This is a genomic window from Micromonospora sp. NPDC002296, assembly GCF_040296145.1.
Taxonomy (GTDB): Bacteria; Actinomycetota; Actinomycetes; order Mycobacteriales; family Micromonosporaceae; genus Micromonospora.
In genome coordinates this window covers 40655-60850 of record NZ_JBEOWQ010000031.1, presented here as the reverse complement: position 1 = coordinate 60850, position 20196 = coordinate 40655, and the positions used below count along the sequence as shown (strand labels likewise).

Annotated in this window: 4 protein-coding genes and 1 pseudogene; 4 read left to right on the top strand and 1 reads right to left on the bottom strand. The window is 75.9% G+C overall.

The features are described from left to right. Positions 1-26 precede the first annotated feature (26 nt). The 4 genes and pseudogenes from ABT023_RS21665 to ABT023_RS21650 all read left to right on the top strand — a co-directional run bounded on the left by ABT023_RS21665 (position 27) and on the right by ABT023_RS21650 (position 16956). Positions 27-9479 (top strand): type I polyketide synthase, encoded by a 9453-nt coding sequence (locus ABT023_RS21665; RefSeq protein WP_350888196.1) that lies wholly within the window; start codon positions 27-29, stop codon positions 9477-9479. Between the two features lie 25 nt (positions 9480-9504). Continuing rightward, a pseudogene (locus ABT023_RS21660) lies at positions 9505-14988 on the top strand (type I polyketide synthase); the annotation flags it as partial. Positions 14989-15076: 88 nt separating this feature from the next. Beyond that, the gene (locus ABT023_RS21655) at positions 15077-16117 is read left to right on the top strand and encodes an ABC transporter ATP-binding protein (RefSeq protein ID WP_350888194.1); all 1041 of its coding nucleotides are present in this window, start codon (positions 15077-15079) and stop codon (positions 16115-16117) included. Further along, positions 16114-16956, top strand: coding sequence for an ABC transporter permease (locus ABT023_RS21650; RefSeq protein ID WP_350888193.1), 843 nt, complete (start codon positions 16114-16116; stop codon positions 16954-16956). Before ABT023_RS21655 ends, ABT023_RS21650 begins: the two co-directional genes overlap by 4 nt. Before the next feature lie 61 nt (positions 16957-17017). Here the strand turns inward: ABT023_RS21650 and ABT023_RS21645 are convergent, their stop codons facing one another. Then, entirely contained in the window at positions 17018-19864 is a 2847-nt protein-coding gene (locus ABT023_RS21645; RefSeq protein WP_350888192.1) for an ATP-binding protein, read from the bottom strand. Between the last annotated feature and the right edge of the window lie 332 nt (positions 19865-20196).

Here is a 20196-nt window from a genome sequence, read left to right as displayed (position 1 = left end):
GTCCCTCCCGAGGAAGCGGCACCCCGATGGCCAATGAAGACAAGCTCCGCGACTACCTCAAGCGGGTCATGGCTGATCTCCACGACACCCGCCGCCGACTCAGCGAGGTCCAGTCCCAGGAACTGGAGCCGGTGGCGATCGTGGCGATGAGCTGCCGGCTGCCCGGCGGGGTGCGCAATCCCGACGAGCTGTGGGAGCTGCTGCGGGAGGGCCGGGACGCGGTCGCCCCCTTCCCCGCCGACCGGGGGTGGGACCTGGAACGGCTGTACCACCCCGACCCCGACCACCCGGGCACCTCGTACGCCCGGGAGGGCGGGTTCATCGACGGGGCCGGGGACTTCGACTCCGCCTTCTTCGGCATCTCGCCCCGCGAGGCGCTCACCATGGACCCGCAGCAGCGGCTGCTGCTGGAGACGTCCTGGGAGGCGGTCGAGGCCGCCGGGATCGACCCGGCCACCCTGCGCGGCAGCCGGACCGGGGTGTTCGTCGGCACCAACGGGCAGGACTACGGCACCCTGCTGATGATGTCGCCCGACGGCGACGAGGGGCACTCGATGACCGGGGGCGCGGCGGCCGTCGCGTCCGGCCGGGTGTCGTACACCCTCGGGCTGGAGGGTCCGGCGGTCTCCATCGACACGGCCTGCTCGTCGTCGCTGGTGGCGCTGCACCTCGCGGTGCAGGCGCTCCGGGCGGGGGAGTGCGACCTCGCCCTGGCCGGCGGGGTGACCGTGATGGCCACCCCCGGCCTGTTCATCGGCTCCAGCCGGCAGCGCGCCCTCTCCCCGGACGGGCGGTGCCGGTCCTTCGCCGCCGCCGCCGACGGTGCCGGGTTCTCCGAGGGCGTCGGCTGGCTGATGGTCGAGCGGCTGTCGGACGCCCGCCGCAACGGCCACCCCGTCCTCGCGGTGGTCCGGGGCTCCGCCGTCAACCAGGACGGCGCGTCCAACGGGCTGACCGCACCGAACGGGCCGGCGCAGCAGCGGGTGATCAGCCAGGCCCTCGCCTCGGCCCGGCTGTCCACGGCGGACGTGGACGTGGTGGAGGCGCACGGCACGGGCACCAAGCTGGGTGACCCGATCGAGGCGCAGGCGCTGCTGGCCACGTACGGGCAGGACCGGGGCGACGCCGGTCCGTTGCTGCTCGGCTCGGTGAAGTCGAACATCGGCCACGCGCAGGCCGCGGCCGGCGTCGCCGGTGTGATCAAGATGGTGCTGGCCATCCGGCACGGGATCGTGCCCGCCACCCTGCACGTCGACGAGCCGTCCTCGCACATCGACTGGACGGCCGGCGCGGTGGAGCTGACCACCGAGGCGCGACCGTGGCCCGAGACGGGCCGGGCCCGGCGGGCCGCCGTCTCCTCCTTCGGCATCTCCGGCACCAACGCGCACGTGATCATCGAGCAGGCCGACGACGAGCCGGTCGAGCTTCTCGCCGTCCCCACGAGTGCGCCGGGCCTGGTCGACGCGGACGTGACGGTGTGGCCGGTGTCGGCCCGGTCCAGGGTCGCCCTCGCCGGCCAGGCCGCCCGGTTGGCGTCGTACGTGCGGGAGCGTGACGGTCTCGACCCGGCGGCGGTGGGCTGGTCCCTGACGGCGACCCGGTCGACGTTCGACCACCGGGCCGCCGTGGTCGGTTCCACCGTCGACGAGCTGCTGGCCGGCCTGGACGCCCTGGGCACGGGTGCGCCGGCCGGCAACGTGGTCTCCGGCGCGGCGGCGGCTCCGGGCGCGGGTCCGGTGTTCGTGTTCCCGGGTCAGGGTGCGCAGTCGGCGCGGATGGCGGCCGGCCTGGTCGGTCGGACGCCGGTGTTCGACGCGCGGCTGGCGGAGTGTCAGCGTGCCCTGGCCCCGTACCTGGACGTGGATCTCGTCGCGGTGTTGACGGGCGAGGACGAGTCGTGGTTGGAGCGGGTCGAGGTGGTCCAGCCGGTGCTGTGGGCCGTCGGGATCGCCCTGGCGGCGGTGTGGCGGCACGCGGGCGTCTCCCCGCAGGCGGTGATCGGGCATTCGCAGGGTGAGATCGGTGCGGCGTGTGTGGCGGGGATCCTGTCGCTGGACGATGCGGCGAGGACGGTGGCCCTGCGTTCGCGTGCCCTGGCGGTGTTGCGGGGTACGGGGGCGATGGCGTCGGTGGACCTGTCCGCCGAGGCGGTGACCGAACGGCTGGGCGCGTTCCCCGGTGTGGGTGTCGCGGCGGTGAACGGTCCGGGCACGGTGGTCGTGTCGGGTCCGCCGCAGCCGGTGGCGGACCTCGTCCAGGCGTGCGCCGACGACGGCATTCGCGCCCGGTTGATTCCGGTGGACTACGCGTCGCACTCGGCGTCGGTGCAGGACGTCGCGGAGCAGTTGCGGGCGGACCTGGCCGGCGTGTCCCCGCAGGCCGGCGACGTGCGGTTGGTGTCGACGTTGACCGGGGACTGGGTCGACCCGACTTCCATGGGCGCCCAGTACTGGTACGACAACCTGCGGCAGACCGTGCAGTTCGACGCCGCCGTGCGCGCCGCGATCGCCGCCGGCCACAGCACGTTCGTGGAGATCAGCCCGCACCCCGTGTTGACCATGCCGGTGACGGCGATCCTGGACGACGCCGGGGTCGCCGGGCACACCCTGGGCAGCCTGCGCCGGGGCGACGACGACCCGACCCGGCTGCTGACGAACCTGGCCACCGCGCACGCCGTCGGCCTGCCCGTCGACCTCACGAACGTGCTCGCCACCACGGCCACCGTCGACCTGCCCACCTACGCGTTCGACCACCACCGGTACTGGCCCGCGCCGTCGCTCTTCCTCGCCCGCGCCGACGACGAGCCGGACATCGACCGGTGGCGCTACCGGGTCACCTGGGACGCCCTGCCCGACCTGCCGCTGGACCGGCTCGCCGGCACCTGGCTGATCCCGGTTCCCGACGGTCTGGGCGAGGACCAACTGGTCCAGGACGTGCTCTCCGCGCTCGGCAGCGTCGGCGTGGACGCCGTACCCGTCGAGGTGGACACCGCCGCCGACGCGGCGGCGCTGGCCGACCTGCTGCGCGACGCGCTGCCCGACGAGGGCCCCGCCTCGGTGCTGTCGCTGCTCGGGCTCGACGAGCGGGCGCACCCCGAACACCCCGCCACCACGCTGGGCGTCACCGGGACGGTCCTGCTCGTGCAGGCGCTCGGGTCGCTCGACGTCGAGGCGCCGCTGTGGTGCGCCACCCGGCGGGCCGTCGCCGTCGACGCCGGGGACCCCGCGCCGAGCCCGGCCGCCGCCGCCGTCTGGGGCCTCGGCCGCGCGGTCGCCCTCGAACACCCCGGCCGCTGGGCCGGCCTGGTCGACCTGCCGGACGTCCTCGACCCCTGGACCGGGGTGCGGCTCTGCGCGGCGCTCGGCGACAACGGCGGCGAGGACCAACTCGCCGTCCGCGACTCCGGGGTCTTCGCCCGCCGGCTCACCCGGATCACCGAGCCCGAGCCGACCGCGTCCGGCGAGCCGGCACACGACGGCTGGCGGATGCGCGGCACCGTGCTGATCACCGGTGGCACCGGCGGCCTGGGTGGGCATCTGGCCCGCTGGGCGGCCCGCTCCGGCGCCGCGCACGTCCTGCTGGCCAGCCGGCGCGGCCCGGACGCCCCGGGTGCCGCCGAGTTGGAGGCGGAGCTGACCGACCTCGGCGTACGGGTCACCGTCGCGGCCTGCGACGTGACCGATCGGGCGCAGCTCGCCGACCTGCTGGCCACCGTCGACGGGGACGCCCCGGTGAGCGCCGTGCTGCACACCGCCGCGGTCCTCGACGACGGCATCGTGGACACCGCCACTCCGCAGCGCCTGCACACCGTCGCCGCCCCCAAGTGCGCCGCCGCCGTCCACCTGGACGAGTTGACCCGCGACCTTGATCTGGACGCCTTCGTGCTGTTCTCCTCGGTCGCCGGCACCACCGGCAACGCCGGGCAGGGCGCGTACGGGGCCGCGAACGCCTTCCTCGACGCCCTCGCCGAGCGGCGCCGGGCCGAGGGCCTTCCCGCCCTCTCGGTGGCCTGGGGGGCGTGGAGCGGTGCCGGCCTGCCCGCCGACAACGAGCGCGCCCAGCAGCGGCTGCGCCGGGGCGGCATGGTCGGCATGGACCCGGACCTGGCCGTCGAGGCCCTGGCCCGGGCGCTGCGCCGGGGCGAGACCAGCACGCTGATCGCCGACATCGACTGGGGCCGGTTCGCCCCCGCCTTCACCCTGGTCCGGCCCAGCCCGCTGATCGGCGACCTCGCCGAGGTGCGCGAGGCGGCCCGGGAGACCACGGCGCAGGCCACGGAGGAGGAGTCGGCCGCCCCGTCCGGGGCGCTGGCCCGCCGGCTCGCCGTGCTCACCCCGGCGGAGCGCGTCGAGGCGCTGCTGGAACTGGTCCGCCAGTGCGCGGCGACGGCGCTGGGCTACGGCGCGGCCGACGACATCCCGGCCACCCGGCCCTTCCGGGACCTGGGCCTGGACTCGCTGACCGCGGTGGACATGCGTAACTTCCTGGCCTCCGCCACCGACCTGCGGCTGCCGGCGACGCTCGCCTTCGACTACCCGAACCCGACGGTGCTCGCCGCGCACCTGGACGAGCTGCTCACCGGGGTCGTCCCGGCCGTGACCGCCCCCGCCGCACCCGCCGTGGCCGTCGACGACGACCCGATCGCCATCGTCGCCATGAGCTGCCGCCTCCCCGGCGGGGCGGACGACCCGGAGCGGCTGTGGCAGCTCCTCGCCGCCGGCGGCGACGCGATCGGCGAGTTCCCCACCGACCGGGGCTGGGACCTCGACCGGCTGTTCGACTCCGACCCGGAGAACGAGGGCACCAGCTACGCCCGGGAGGGCGGGTTCGTCGCCGGGGTCGCCGACTTCGACGCCGGCTTCTTCGGCATCAGCCCCCGCGAGGCCCTGGCCATGGACCCGCAGCAGCGGCTGCTGCTGGAGGCGTCCTGGGAGGCGATCGAGCGGGCCGGGATCGACCCGCAGGCGCTGCGCGGCAGCCCCACCGGCGTCTTCGTCGGCACCAACTACCAGGACTACCGGAACCTGATGTACAGCGCCGAGGGCGCCGAGGGACACCTGATGACCGGCAACGCCGGCAGCGTGCTCTCCGGCCGGGTGTCGTACACCCTCGGGCTGGAGGGGCCCGCCGTCTCGGTGGACACCGCCTGCTCGTCGTCGCTGGTCGCGCTGCACTGGGCCTGCCAGGCGCTGCGCCAGGCGGAGTGCTCCCTCGCCCTCGTCAGCGGCGTCACCGTGATGTCCACCCCCGGGGTGTTCGTCGGCTTCAGCCGGCAGCGGGGCCTGGCCCCGGACAGCCGGGTCAAGGCGTTCGCCTCCGCCGCCGACGGCACGAGCTGGGGCGAGGGCCTCGGCGTGCTGCTGGTCGAGCGGCTCTCCGACGCCCAGCGCAACGGCCACCCCGTGCTCGCGGTGATCCGGGGCAGCGCCGTCAACCAGGACGGCGCGTCCAACGGCCTCACCGCCCCGAACGGGCCCTCGCAGCAGCGGGTGATCCGGCAGGCCCTGGCCAACGCCGGCCTCACCCCGGCCGAGGTGGACGCCGTCGAGGCGCACGGCACCGGCACCAAGCTCGGCGACCCGATCGAGGCGCAGGCCCTGCTCGCCACGTACGGGCGGGACCGGCCGGCCGACCAGCCGCTCTGGCTCGGCTCGATCAAGTCCAACATCGGGCACACCCAGGCCGCCGCCGGGGTCGCCGGCATCATCAAGATGGTCCTGGCCCTGCGGTACGGCTACCTGCCGCAGACCCTGCACGTCGACGAGCCGACCGACCAGGTGGACTGGAGCGTCGGCGCGGTCGAGCTGCTCGACGAGGGCCGGACCTGGCCGGTCACCGGCCGCCCCCGGCGGGCCGCCGTCTCCTCCTTCGGGATCAGCGGCACCAACGCGCACACCATCCTGGAGCAGGCCCCCGAGCTGCCCGTACCGGCCGAGCCGGCCGGGGACCCGGACCGGCTGCCGGTGGTGCCGGTGCTGCTGTCGGCGCGTACCGCGTCCGCGCTGGCCGCGCAGGCCGGTCCGTGGGCCGACCAGGTCACCGGGCCGGAGGCGCCGCCGATGGTCGACGTCGGCTGGTCGTCCGTGGTGTCCCGGGCCGCCCTGGAGCACCGGGCCGTCGTCCTCGCCACCGACCGGATCGCGCTGCGCACGGGGCTGCGTGCCCTCGGCTCCGGCGAGGAGTCGCCGCTGGTGGTCACCGGCGCGGTAGCGCCCCGGCCGAAGGTGGCGTACCTGTTCTCCGGGCAGGGCGCGCAGCGGGCCGGGATGGGCCGCGAGCTGGCCGCCGCGTTCCCGGCCTTCGCCGCCGCCCTGGACGAGGTCTGCGCCGCCCTCGACCCGCACCTGCCGGGACCGCTGCGGCCGGTGCTGAACGCCTCGCCCGGCACCGCCGACGCGGAGCTGCTGGACCGCACCGAGTACACCCAGCCGGCGCTGTTCGCCGTCGAGGTGGCGCTGTTCCGGCTGCTGCGGGCGTGGGGCGTGCGCCCCGACGCGGTCGCCGGGCACTCCATCGGCGAGTTCGCCGCCGCCCACGCCGCCGGGATGCTCAGCCTGACCGAGGCCGCCGAGCTGGTCGCCGCCCGGGGCCGGCTCATGCAGGCGCTGCCGGACGGCGGAGCGATGCTCGCGGTCGCCGCCGCCGAGGCCGACGTGCTGGCCTCGCTCGGCGACCGCGCCGACCGGGTCTCCGTCGCCGCCGTCAACGGCCCCGCCGCCGTGGTGCTGTCCGGGGCCGGCGACGCCGTCGAGGAACTGGCCGCCGAGTGGTCGGCCCGGGGCGTGCGTATCCGGCGGCTGACCGTCAGCCACGCCTTCCACAGCCCGCTGATGGACCCGGTGCTCGACGACCTCGCCGCCGCCGCCGCCCGGCTGGAACAGCGGACCCCGACCGTGCCGATGGTCTCCACGGTCACCGGCGCGGTGGTCGACCCGGCGGAGCTGGCCAGCCCGGAGTACTGGGTGCGACACGCCCGCGACGCCGTGCGCTTCGCCGACGCCGTCACGGCCCTGCGCGCACAGGGCTGCACCGGGTACGTCGAGATCGGCCCGGACGGGGTGCTCACCGCCCTCACCCAGGCGGTCCTCGCCGAGGGTGCCCCGGCCGGCGGCCGGGCCCCGCTGGTCGTGCCGACGCTGCGCCGGGACCGGCCGGAGCCGACCGCCCTGCTGCGGGCCGTCGCCGCGCTGCACACCCACGGCGTCTCCCCGGACTGGTCCGCCCTGTACGAGGGCACCGGCGCCCAGCCGATGGACCTGCCCACGTACGTGTTCGACCGGCAGCGCTACTGGCCGGAGCCACCGGACTGGGCCGCCCTCGTCCCCGCCGAGGACGACAGCACCGAGGTCGAGCGCCGGTTCTGGGCGGCGGTTGAGGCCGAGGACTTCGATTCGCTGACCCGGGAGCTGGACGTGGACCGCGACCAGCCGTTCGGGGCGGTGCTGCCGGCCCTGTCCGCGTGGCGGCGGCGTGGCCGGGAACGCTCCCTCGTGGACGGTGCCCGGTACCGGGCGGTCTGGGAGCCGCTGGCCGGCACGCCGACGGAGCAGGACGCCGGCTCCTGGCTGGTGCTGCTGCCCGCCGACCGGGCCGACGACCCGGACCTGAACGCCTGCACCTGGACCCTCGGCGGCGACGTGACCATCGTGCCCGTCGACACCGCCGCCGATCCCGACGAGCTGGGCGGCCAGCTCGCCGACGTGCTCGGCGAGGCGCTCGCCGCGGCCGACGGGACGCTGTCGATCCTGTCCTTCCTCGGCCTGGACGACGCCCCGCACGCCGAGCACCCGGTGGTGTCCCGCGGCCTCGCCGCGACCGTGCAGCTCCTCCAGGAGCTCACCGACACCGCCGCGGCGGCCCGGCTGTGGTGCGTCACCCAGGGCGCGGTCGGCGTCGGCGACGGCGACGTGCCGGTCAACCCCCGCCAGGCGATGCTGTGGGGGCTGGGCCGGGTGGCCGCGCTGGAGCAGCCCGCCCGCTGGGCCGGGCTGGTCGACCTGCCCGCCACTCTGGAGAGCTGGACGGCGATGCGGTTCGGCGGCATCCTCACCGGCGGTGTGGGGGAGGACCAGCTCGCCGTCCGCGACTCCGGGGTGCTGGTCCGCCGGCTCGCCCCGGCCGTCACCGCCGGGGAGCCCGCGCCGTGGCAACCCCGGGGCACCGTGCTGATCACCGGAGGTACCGGGGCGCTCGGCGGGCACGTGGCCCGCTGGGCGGCCGGCGCCGGCGCGGAGCGGGTGGTGCTGACCAGCCGGCGCGGCGCCGACACCCCCGGCACGGCCGAGCTGCTCGCCGAGCTGGACGCCCTCGGCGTCTCCGCCCGGGTGGCGCGGTGCGACGCCGCCGACCGGGCCGCCATGACCGACCTCGTCGCCGAGCTGCGGCGGGAGGGCCCGCCGCTGCGCGCGGTGGTGCACGCCGCCGGGGTCAGCGAGGTGGTGCCGCTGGCCGACACCACCCTGGAGGACCTCGCGTACGTCATCGCCCCGAAGCTGGTCGGTGCCGAGCTGCTCGACGAGTTGCTCGACGGCGTCGAGCTGGACGCGTTCGTGCTCTTCTCGTCGATCGCGGCGGTGTGGGGCAGCGGCGGGCAGGGCGCGTACGCCGCCGGCAACGCGTACCTGGACGCGCTGGCCGAGCAGCGGCACGGCCGGGGCCTGCCGGCCACCTCGGTGGCGTGGGGGCCGTGGACCGAGTCGGGCATGTTCGCCCACGATGCGCCGGAACAGCTGCGCCGCCGCGGCCTGCGGGTGATGCCGCCGGGCGTCGCGATGGCCGGCCTGCGGCACGCCCTCGCCGCCGGGGACGTCTGCGTCACCGTCGCCGACGTCGACTGGGCCACCTTCCAGCCGTTGTTCACCGCGCTGCGGCCCAGCCCGTTGCTGGCCGACCTGCCGGCCGTGCGTGCCCTGACGGAGACCGTCGCCGACGGCCCCGCCCCGGCCGCGCCGGCCACCCGGGACCTGCTCGCCGGGATGCGCGCGCTGCCCGGCGAGGAACGGCGGGCGGCACTGCTGGAGATGGTGCGGGTGGACGCGGCGAAGGTGCTCGGCCACTCCTCCGCCGACGTGATCGAGACCGACCGGGGCTTCCTCGACCTCGGCTTCGACTCGCTGACCGCCGTGGAACTGCGCAACCTGCTCACCGCGGCGACCGGGCACGAGCTGCCCACCACGGTCGTCTTCGACTACCCGACCCCGGCCGGCCTGGCCGACCACCTCTACGAGGAGCTCTTCCCCGACGCGGCCGCGTCGGCCGGCGACGACGGCGACGAGGAGTCCGTCCGCCGGGTGCTGGCCGCGATCCCGCTGGACCAGCTACGCCAGGCCGGGCTGCTCGACCAGCTGCTCCAGCTGGCCCGCGCGGCCGGACCGGTCGCGGGCGCGCCGGTGGCCGTACCGGCCGCGCCGGAGGCCGAGATCCGCGAACTGGACGTCGCCGGTCTGGTCCGGATGGCCCTGGAAGGCTCCGACTCGTGACCCGGCTGGCCGCAAGGAGCCCCCGATGAGCGTCTCACTGGACGAGGTCGTCAGCGCGTTGCGCGCGTCCCTGCTCGACAACCAGAAGCTCAAGCAGCAGAACCAGCAGCTCGCCGCCACGCTCACCGAACCGGTGGCGATCATCGGGATGAGCTGCCGGTTCCCCGGCGGTGTGCGTTCGCCGGAGCAGCTCTGGGACCTGGTCGCCGCCGGGGCCGACGCGATGGCGCCGTTCCCCGACGACCGGGGGTGGAACCTCGAAGCCCTGTACGACACCGACCCGGACAGCCGGGGCACCTCGTACGTGCGGGAAGGCGGGTTCCTCTACTCCGCCGGCGACTTCGACCCCGCGTTCTTCGGCATCAGCCCCCGCGAGGCGCTGGCCATGGACCCGCAGCAGCGGCTGCTGCTGGAGGCCGCGTGGGAGGCGTTCGAGCGGGCCGGGATCGACCCGACCACGCTGCGCGGCGCGCCCACCGGCGTGTACGCGGCGACGAGCAGCCAGGGCGACTACGCGGCCCTGCTGTCCGGGGTCGGCGGCGGTGTCGAGGGGTACCTCGGCACCGGCAGCGCCGCCGCCGTGGCCAGCGGCCGGATCTCGTACGCCCTCGGGCTGGAGGGCCCGGCGGTCACCGTGGACACCGCCTGCTCGTCGTCGCTCGTCGCGCTGCACCTGGCCTGCCAGGCGCTGCGGCTGGGCGAGTGCACCCTGGCGCTGGCCGGCGGCGTGTCGGTGATGGCCACCCCGACGGTCTTCGTGGAGTTCTCCCGCCAGCGTGGCCTGTCCACCGACGGGCGGTGCAAGTCGTTCGCCGCCGCCGCCGACGGCACCGGCTGGTCCGAGGGGGTCGGCATGCTGCTCGTCGAGCGGCTCTCCGACGCCCGCCGAAACGGCCACCGGGTCCTCGCCGTGGTGCGCGGCAGCGCGGTCAACCAGGACGGGGCCAGCAGCGGGCTCACCGCCCCCAACGGCCCCTCCCAGCGCCGGGTGATCAAGCAGGCGCTGGCCAACGCCGGGCTGACCGCCGACCAGGTCGACGTGGTGGAGGCGCACGGCACCGGCACCACCCTCGGCGACCCGATCGAGGCGCAGGCGCTGCTCGCCACGTACGGCCGGGACCGGCCGGCGGACCGGCCGCTGCTGCTCGGCTCGGTGAAGTCGAACATCGGCCACACCCAGGCCGCCGCCGGGGTCGCCGGCATCATCAAGATGGTCCACGCCATGCGGCACGGGACGCTGCCGTCCACCCTGCACGTCGACCGTCCCACCCCGCACGTCGACTGGTCCGCCGGGGCGGTGTCCCTGCTCACCGAGGCGGTCCCGTGGCCGGAGACCGGGCAGCCGCGCCGCGCCGGGGTGTCCGCGTTCGGGGTCAGCGGCACGAACGCGCACACCATCATCGAACAGCCCGACCCCGCCGACGTGCCGCCGCCCCGTCCCGCCGGGGTGCCCGCCCCGCCGGCGCCGTGGATCGTCTCCGCCCGCTCCGCGCCGGCCCTCGCGGGGCAGGCCCGCCGGCTGCTGGACCACCTGGCCGCCCACCCCGACCTGACCCCGGCCGACGTGGCGTACTCGCTGGTCACCACCCGGGCGGCGCTGCCGCACCGGGCGGCCGTGACCGGCGCGGACGGCGACGCGCTGCGGGCCGGCCTGCGGGCCGTCGCCGAGGACCGGCCCGCCGCGGGCGTGACCCGTGGGGTGGCCCGTCCGGCCGGCAAGCTCGCCTTCCTCTTCACCGGCCAGGGCGCGCAGCGCCCCGGGATGGGCGCCGAGCTGCACCGCTGTTTCCCGGTGTTCGCCGCCGCCTTCGACGAGGTGGCCGCCGAACTCGACCGGCACCTGGCCCGCCCGCTGCGCGAGGTCGTCTTCGCCGACCCCGGCTCGCCCGAGGCGGCCCTGCTGGACCGCACCGAGTTCACCCAGCCGGCGCTGTTCGCGTACGAGGTGGCCGCGTATCGGCTGGTCACCGCGTGGGGGCTGCGCCCGCAGCAACTGCTCGGGCACTCCGTCGGCGAGCTGGCCGCGGCGCACGTCGCCGGGGTGCTGTCGCTGGCCGACGCGGCGGCCCTGGTGGCCGCCCGGGGCCGGCTGATGCAGGCCCTGCCCGACGGCGGGGCGATGCTGGCGGTCCGGGCGTCCGAGGCGGAGGTGGCGCCGCAGCTCGGCGACCGGGTCGCCCTGGCCGCCGTGAACGGCCCCGCGTCGGTGGTGCTCTCCGGCGACGCCGACGCCGTGCTCGCGGCCGGCGAGAGCCTCGCCGCGCAGGGCAGGCGGACCCGCCGGCTGCGGGTCAGCCACGCGTTCCACTCAGCCCGGATGGACGCCATGCTCGCCGACTTCCGGGTGGTCGCCGAGAAGGTCACCTGGCACCCGCCGAGGCTGCCGGTCGTCTCCGACCGCACCGGCGACGTGCTCACCGCCGAGCAGGCCACCGACCCCGGCTACTGGGTCGACCACGTGCGGGACACGGTGCGCTTCCACGCCGGCATCGCCACCCTGGCCGCCGCCGGGGTGGGCACCTTCCTGGAGCTGGGCCCGGACGGCGCGCTCACCGCGCTGGGCCGGGAGTGCCTGCCCGACGCCGACCCGGCGGCCTTCGTGCCGGTGGCTCGCCGGGACCAGCCGGAGTCGGCCGGGCTGCTCGCCGCCCTCGCCGCCGTGGACCTGAGGGGCGCCGCGGTGGACTGGCCCGCCCTGTTCACCGGCGCCGACGCCGCCCGCGTCGACCTGCCCACCTACGCCTTCCACCACGAGCGGTACTGGCCGGAGCCGCCCGGGTTCCACCTCGTCCCGCCCCCGGCTGCGGACGCCGTGGACGGGGACTTCTGGGCCGCCGTCGAGGCCGACGAGCCTGCCGCGCTGGCCGCCGTCCTCGGTCTCGACGGCGACCGGCGGGACGCTTTGGCCGAGCTGCTGCCCGTCCTCGGGGCGTACCGGGGCCGGCAGCGCCGACGTACGGAGCTGGACGGCCTGCGGTACCGGGCCGGCTGGGCGCGGGTCGCCCCGCCGACCGCCGTCGTCCCGCCGACCGGCCCCTGCCTGGTGGTCACCCCGACCGGCGCGGACGCGGGCCCGGTGCTGGCCGCGCTGCGCGCCGAGGGCCTGTCGCCGGTGCTGGTGCCCGTTGGCGACCACCCCGGCGACCTCGTACTGCCGGCCGGGGACGCCCCGTCGGTCGTGGTGTCGCTGCTGGCGGCGGGCGACTCCATCGGCACCGACGCGCTGGCCGGCACCGCCGCGCTGGTCCGGGCCCTGGGCGCGGCCGACGGCGGCGCGCCGGTGTGGTGCGTGACCCGGGGAGCCGTCGCCGTCGACCCGGACGATCCTGCGCCGGGCGTCGCCGGGGCGTACGTCTGGGGCCTGGGCCGGGTGCTCGCGCTGGAGATGCCGCGGCTGTGGGGCGGCCTGGTCGACCTGCCGGCGGAGCCGGACGACGCCGCCCTCGCGGCGCTGGCCCGGCTCGTCGCGGGCGGGGGCGACGAGGACCAGCTGGCGGTCCGGCCCGCCGGGGTGTACGCGCGGCGGCTGGAACCCGCCCCGACGGGCGTCGCCGACGAGGACTGGCATCCCAGGGGAGCGGTGCTGGTCGACGGCGCGGCCGGCGTGCGGGGGCCGCACGTGCTGCGTTGGCTCGCCGACCGGGGCGCGCCGCACCTGGTCCTCACCGGGGCGGCCCTGCCCGCCGAGACGGCGGCCGAGCTGACCGGGCGGGGCGTCGAGGTCACCCCGGTCGGCGATCCCGCGGCGCTGCCCGGACTGCTGGACCGGCTCGCCGCCGACGGCCACCCGGTCCGCACGGTCGTCCACGTCGCCGACGCCGGCGGGGCGGGCGAGCCGGTCGCCGGCCTGGACCCGGCGGAGCTGGCCGCCGCCGTCTCCGCCCGCGTCGCCGCCGTGGAGCTGCTCGACTCCGCCTGCGCCGACCGGCCCGTCGACGAGTTCGTGGTCTTCACCTCCACCGCCGCCACCTGGGGCGGCGGTGGCGCGGCGGTCACGGCCGCCGCCGGCGCGGGCCTGGAGGCGCTGGCCGCCCGCCGCCGGGCCGCCGGCCGGCCGGCCACCGTGCTGGCCTGGGTGCCGTGGGCCGACGAGGTCGCCGAGCCGGAGCAGCTGCGTCGCCGGGGCGTCCGGCCGCTCGACGCCGAGCTGGCCGTCGCCGCGTTGCAGCAGGCCGTGGGCCGGGGCGACGACCAGCTCGCCGTCGCCGACATCGACTGGCCCGCGTTCGTGCCGGCTTTCACCGCGGTACGGCCCAGCCCGCTGCTGCGCGGCGTTCCCGAGGCGACGGCCGCCGCCGCGGCGGACGGGTCGGCCGGGGGCGACGCCGGCGACCCGGCCCGGGCGCTGCTGACCCGGCTCACCGGCAGCACCGCCGCGGACCGGCAGCGGATCCTGCTGGACCTGGTCCGGGCGCGGGTGGCCACGGTGCTCGGGCACGCGTCGCCCGGGGCGATCGAGGCCGACCGGGACTTCCTGGAACTCGGCTTCGACTCGCTGACCGCCCTGGAGCTGCGCGACGCGCTGCGTCAGGAGACCGGCGCGGAGCTGTCCGCGACCCTGCTGTTCGACCACCCCACCCCGACGGCGCTGGCCCGGCACCTGCTCGGCCAGCTCCTCGGCGCGGGCGCGGCCGGCGACGCGGCGACCGGAGCGGGCGACGACGGCGGCGGCGGGGCGGGCGGCGGCGGGCTGCTCGGCGGGCTGTTCAACCAGCCCAAGGCCCGGGAGGACTCCGCCGGGTACGCCGAGCTGCTGGTCAAGCTCGCCCAGTTCCGGCCGTCCTTCACCGATCCCGGGCAGCTCTCCCGGCCGGCCGGGATCCTCCGGCTGGCCGAGGGCGGCGCCGGGGCGCCGTTGGTCTTCTGCTGCACCATGTCGCTGCTCTCCGGCGCGCACGAGTACGCCCGGCTCGCGTCCGGCTTCCGCGGCCTGCGCGACGTCTGGGCGCTGCCCAACCCCGGCTTCGGGGCGGGCGAGGAGCTGCCCGCCGACCTGGACGCCCTGCTGCGGGTGCACGCCGACACGGTGCTGCGCGCCGTCGGCGACGGCCCGTACGTGTTGGGCGGGCACTCCGGCGGCGCGATGGTCGCCAACGTGCTCGCCCGCGAGCTGGACCGCCAGGGCCGGCCGCCGGCCGCCGTGGTGCTGATGGACACCTACCCGGCCGACAGCGAGGTGCTCGGCGGCTGGGTGCCGGAGCTGCTCGACGGGATGACCGAGCGGGACAGCGCGTACACCCCGATGGACGACTGGCGGACCACCGCGTGGGCCGGGTACCTGCCGTTGTTCCTGGACTGGCAACCCGCCCCGATGACGTCGGCGACCCTGCTGGTGCGGGCCAGCGAGCCGCTGGGGCAGTGGACGGGGGAGGCCGACGGCTGGCGGTCCCGGTGGCCGTACCCGCACGAGGCGGTGGACGCGGCCGGCGACCACTTCAGCATGGTCGCCGACCGGGGCCCGGAGCTGGCCGTGAGCCTGCAGGGGTGGCTGGCCGGGCATGGCCTGTGAGGGCCCACGCCCCTGCGGTCCCCCTTAGCGCCCCCTATTCGAAGATCGGTATCTGTCCCATAGATGACCTGGACGGGAGCATGACGACGTGGACGAGGCAGTGGTGGTCACGGAGCTGGTCAAGCAGTACCAGCCCAACATGCCACCGGCGGTGGACGGACTGAGTTTCACCGTCGCCGCTGGTGAGGTCTTCGGTCTGCTCGGGCCGAACGGCGCGGGCAAGACGACGACGATCGGGGTGCTGACCACGCGGGTGCGAGCCACCTCGGGTCGGGCCACCGTCTGCGGCGCGGACGTGATCGGCGCGCCGGCCGTGGCCCGGCAGTTGCTGGCGGTCGTGCCGCAGCGGGTGAACCTGGACCGGGCGTTGACCGTCCGGCAGAACCTGGTGTTCCACGCGGCGTACCACCGCGTGCCGCGGGCCGAGCGCAACCGGCGGGCGGACGAGCTGCTGGAGCAGATGGGCCTCACGGAGATGGCCAAGCTTCGCACCGACTTCCTCTCCGGCGGCCTGGCGCAGCGCACGATGATCGCGCGGGCGCTGATGCACTCGCCCCGGGTGCTCTTCCTCGACGAGCCCTCCAGCGGCCTCGACCCGCAGTCGCGGCTTTTCGTGCACGACCGGATCGCCGAGCTGAAGCAGCAGGGGGTGACCGTGGTGGTCACCACCCACGACATGGACGAGGCGGAGAAGCTCTGCGACCGGGTCGGCATCATCGACCACGGCAAGCTGCTCACCCTGGACACCCCCGCCGCGCTGACCCGCACCCTGCCCGGCAGCAGCACGCTGACCCTGGTGGTCGGCGCCGGCGCGCCGGCCGAGGAGGTGCAGGCCGCGCTCGGCAACATCGCGGACGTGGAGCGGGTGGAACAGCTGCGCGGCGGCGCGGGCGCCGGCATGCCGGCGTTCCCCGGGATGCCGCCCATGCCCATGCCCATGCCCGCCGCGCCGGCCGACCCGGACGCCACCCTGTCCTTCCGGGTCTACACCGGCACCCAGCCGGCCCACGCCGTGCCGATGGCGCTGAAGATCCTCGGCGACCTGAGTTGCGAGGTCCGCGACCTCAGCATCGGCCAGCCCAGCCTGGAAGACGTCTTCATCCACCTGACCGGAAGGGAACTTCGGTGAGCGTCACCGCACCCGCCGCCCCGTCCGCGCCGACGCAGGCGTTCACGGCGCCTCGTTCCGTGCGCTGGCTGGACCAGCTCGCCACGTTCCGCGCGGTGCTCACGCGTGACCTGTTCGTCACCGGCCGCGAGCTGGGCGCGTTCCTGGCCCAGGTCTTCATCCAGCCGCTGTTCATGTTGCTGATCTTCGGCAAGGTGCTCGGCGAGCTGGGGTACGCCAGCAACGACTTCGCCAACGTCCTGCTGCCCGGCGTCATCGCGCTGAACGCCTTCCTGATCGGCCTGGAGAACACCGCGCTGCCGCTGGTGATGGACTTCTCCTTCACCAGGGAGATCGAGGACCGGCTGCTCTCTCCGCTGTCGATCCCCCTGGTCGCCTTCGAGAAGATCATCTTCGGGGCCATCCGCGGCACGATCGCCGGCCTCGTGCTGATCCCGATCGGCATGCTCATGCTGGGGGTCACCTGGCCCGTGCTGACGGCGCTCAAGGTGATCGTGGTGCTGGCGGCCGGCGCGCTGGTCGGCGCGGCGCTCGGTCTCACGTTCGGCACCCTGGTCCCGCCGCACCGGATCCAGATCATGTTCACCGTGATCATGACGCCGCTGATGTTCACCGGCGCCACCCAGTTCCCGCTTCGGGCCCTGGACTCCCTGCCCTGGTTCCAGGTGATCTGCGCGCTCAACCCGCTGACCTACGTCAGCGAGGCCACCCGGTCGCTGGTCGCCCCGCCCGGCGTCGAGTCGGTGCCGCTCTGGCTGGACCTGATCGTCCTCGCCGGCGTGTTCGTCGTCGCCACCGCGATCGGGACCCGCGGCTTCCTGCGCCGATCCATGGACTGACCGCGTTACGCGAGAAGGGCGCCGTGGTGGGAGACCACCCGGCGCCCTTCTCGCGTCCCGGTCAGGACGCCGCGCCCTGCGCCTCCTCGGCCAGCGGCTCCGCGAACGCGATGAGCCGGGCCGGCAGGTCGGTGCGCCGTTTGACGTCCAGCTTCCGGTAGACCCGGGTCAGGTGCTGCTCGACGGTGCTCACCGTGATGAACAACTTGCTGGAGATCTGCCGGTTGGTGTGCCCCTGGGCGGCCAGCGCGGCGACCCGCCGCTCGGCCTCGCTCAGGCCGTCGTCCGGTTCCTGCGGCTCGGTGCTCGCCTGGTACGCCGGCAGCCCGCCGCCCGGCTCCCGCCGGATCAGCCGTTGGGCCAGCACCGACGCCCCGCAGTCCTGGGCCAGCTGGTACGCCCGGCGGACCAGCAGCCGGGCCCGGGCGGAGTCGCCGGCCCGTTGCAGCGTCTGACCGGTGTCGCCGAGGGCACGGACGAGCTCCAGCCGGTCCCCGCAGGACTGCAGCAGGTTCACCGCCTCGGAGAGCAGCTTGCGCCGGTGGTCCGGGGCGGCGGTCGTGGCGAGCAGCCGAAGCGACCGCCCCCGGGTCCGGTCGTCGACCCCGTGGGCGACCCGCAGCTGCTCCTGCAACAGTTGGGTGGCCTGCGTCTTGTTGCCGACGCTGAGCTGTACCCGGGCCAGCTCCAGCCGCCACGGCGCCAGCCCGGCGACGTCGACGCCCCAGGTGCGTACCAGCTCGCCGCACCGGCGCAGGTCGGTGATCGCCGCGTGCGGCCGGCCCATGGCCAGGTGGTGCCGGCCCCGGGCGGCCAGGTAGTGCACCCCCAGCGGGGTACGGAGCATGCCGGCCGGCATGGGGTGGGCCAGCCACCGGTCGGCCTCGGCGAACCGGCCCGCCTCGGTCGCGCAGCCGATCAGCGTGGCCAGCGGGCCGGCGATCGCCACCCCCCACGCCGGGGCGGGCAGGTCCACCAGCGCCGTCCGGGCCTGGTGCTCCGCGCCCGGCAGGTCACCCAGGCGCAGCGCCGCCTCGGCCCGCACCGCTCGCACGATCGCCCGCCACACCGGGGCGTGCCGGGCCGCCGGCCGGTTGAGCAGCACGTCGCCCCAGACCGCCACCCGGTCGGCCCGGCCCGCCCAGAGCAGCGCCAGCAGCGGTGCGGTGAGCAGGCCCAGCGACCCGTCGTCGGTGTGGTGCCGTTGCAGCAGCTGCTCGGCGGTGGCCACGGTGTCGTTCTCGGCGGTCGGCATCAGCGCCGTGCCGAGCACGGTCACCGCCTGCAACTGCGGGCTGATCGTCGTCGGCGCGGTCGCCGCCCGGCTCCAGGTGCTCGGGGTCTCCCGGACGGTGGCCAGGTGGTCGGGGTGGGAGAGGGAGACCAGCAGCTGCATCGCCCGCAGCCGGCCGGCGGTGCCGGTGGCGGCGCCGTGGTCGTCGTCGGGGGAGAAGCCGCTCACCGCCTCGGTGGCCTCGTCCACCCGGCCCTGCCAGAGCAGGTACGGCACGGTGGACAGGGCCGCGGTGGTGGACCACCCGGCAGCCCGGGCGGCCTGCACCAGCTCGGTCAGGTGCCCGTTGACGGTCAGCGGGTTGACCTGCCAGCGGGCGTTGACCAGCATCGCGGTGGTGGTGCTGCGCTGCTGCTCGTCCACCTCTGCGCGGCCGAGCAGGCGCAGGCAGGCGGCGGCGAGGTCGGGGCGGCCCGAGGCCAGCGCCTGCCCGGCGGCGTCGGAGAGCACCGGCACCGACCAGGCGCCGTCCGCCCCACCGGCGGCGACCAGGTGCTCGGCGACCACCCCCGGCTCGGCGCCGTGCTCGTGCAGCACCTCGGCGGCACGCTGGTGCAGTGCCCGACGCTCCTCGGGGGACATGTCGGCCAGGATCGAGCGCAGGATACGCGGGTGGCGTAGCTGGTCGGTATCCATCAGCCCGGACGTGCGCAGCACCCGCACCGCCGGAACGGCGGACTCGGGCACCACGTCGAGGAGGTGACCGAGCAGCTCCGTCGGGGCCGGGCGGTTCAGCACCGCCAACGCCTGGGCGACCCGCCGCACCCCCGGTTCGTGCCGGTAGAGGCAGCCGAGCACGGCCTGGCCGAACCCGTCGCCGTCGCCCGGGTCGGGGGTGGCGTCGTCGGCCGATTCGGCCCGGCCCCGCTCGTCGAGCAGGGCCCGGGTGAGCAGCGGATTGCCGCCGGTCATGCTGAGCAGGCTCTCGGCCGCCTCCCGGGCCTGCGCGGCCTCGGCGTCGTCGCCGATCATCCGGGCGATGGCGTCGACGGTCAGCGGCGGCAGGCTGATCCGGGAGAAGTACGGCTGGCTGAGCAGCTCCGCCCGGAACAGCGGGTGCGACGGGCGCAGCGTCGACGCCTCGGTGAGCACGATCATGATCCGTGCGTGGCGCAGGCGGCGGGTGACGTAGAGCAGACAGTGCAGCGAGGCCGGGTCCGCGTGGTGCACGTCGTCGACGGTGAGGACCAGCGGCCCGGACCGGGTCAGGTCGAGCAGCGCGGTGAACAGGCCGTGCAGCAGCGGTGCCCAGGCCTGTTCACCGGAGGCGACCCCCTCGGCCGCCTCACCGCCGGGCTCCGGCTGCGGTACGGCGAAGGCGGCGTCCCGCATCAGCTTCTCGACCCGGTCGGCCGACTCCTGGTCCAGCCGCGCGCTGTGGAACAGCTGCCCCAGCACCCCTAGGCGGAGTCCGCGTTCCGCCCGCGAACCGGCCGCGTTGAGCACCCGCCCACCGGCGGCCACCACCCACTCGTCAAGCGTCTCCAGCAGACTCGTCTTGCCGCTTCCCACTGCGCCCGTCACCAGCGCCACGTGTCCACGTTGCTGCTCCTCGCAGGCGCGGAACGCCCTTCGGAGCAATGCGATCTGTTCGTCCCGCTGCACCAGCACCACTCGTGTCAGCCTCTCTCATCTGTGGTGCCGAACCGGGTTACCGGTGCTGACCGACACCACCCCTCCCGAGCCGAACGGCAGCCCTCTCACCGCGCCCACCCGGAGTGCCGGGTAGGGGTGAGGCACGCCGGGCCGTCGTGCCGGGTGGACCTGTGATCTCCCTGCCGGACCGGGCTCCCCAGCGGGCGGTCCGGAATTCTCAGGCGAGTCTGGCACCGGGTCGGGTGCGCTACAACGGCCTTGAGACCCCACCGTTCCCGCCTGAAACCTACGGATCTCATTCGCCGATAGGGGTTGCGGAAGGGGGAGGAGGGGAGCGCCAGGCCGGGAAC

Excerpts from the sequence above, each read along its gene's own strand:
- ABT023_RS21665 (WP_350888196.1), top strand. The coding sequence starts at position 27 with ATGGCCAATGAAGACAAGCTCCGCGACTACCTCAAGCGGGTCATGGCT.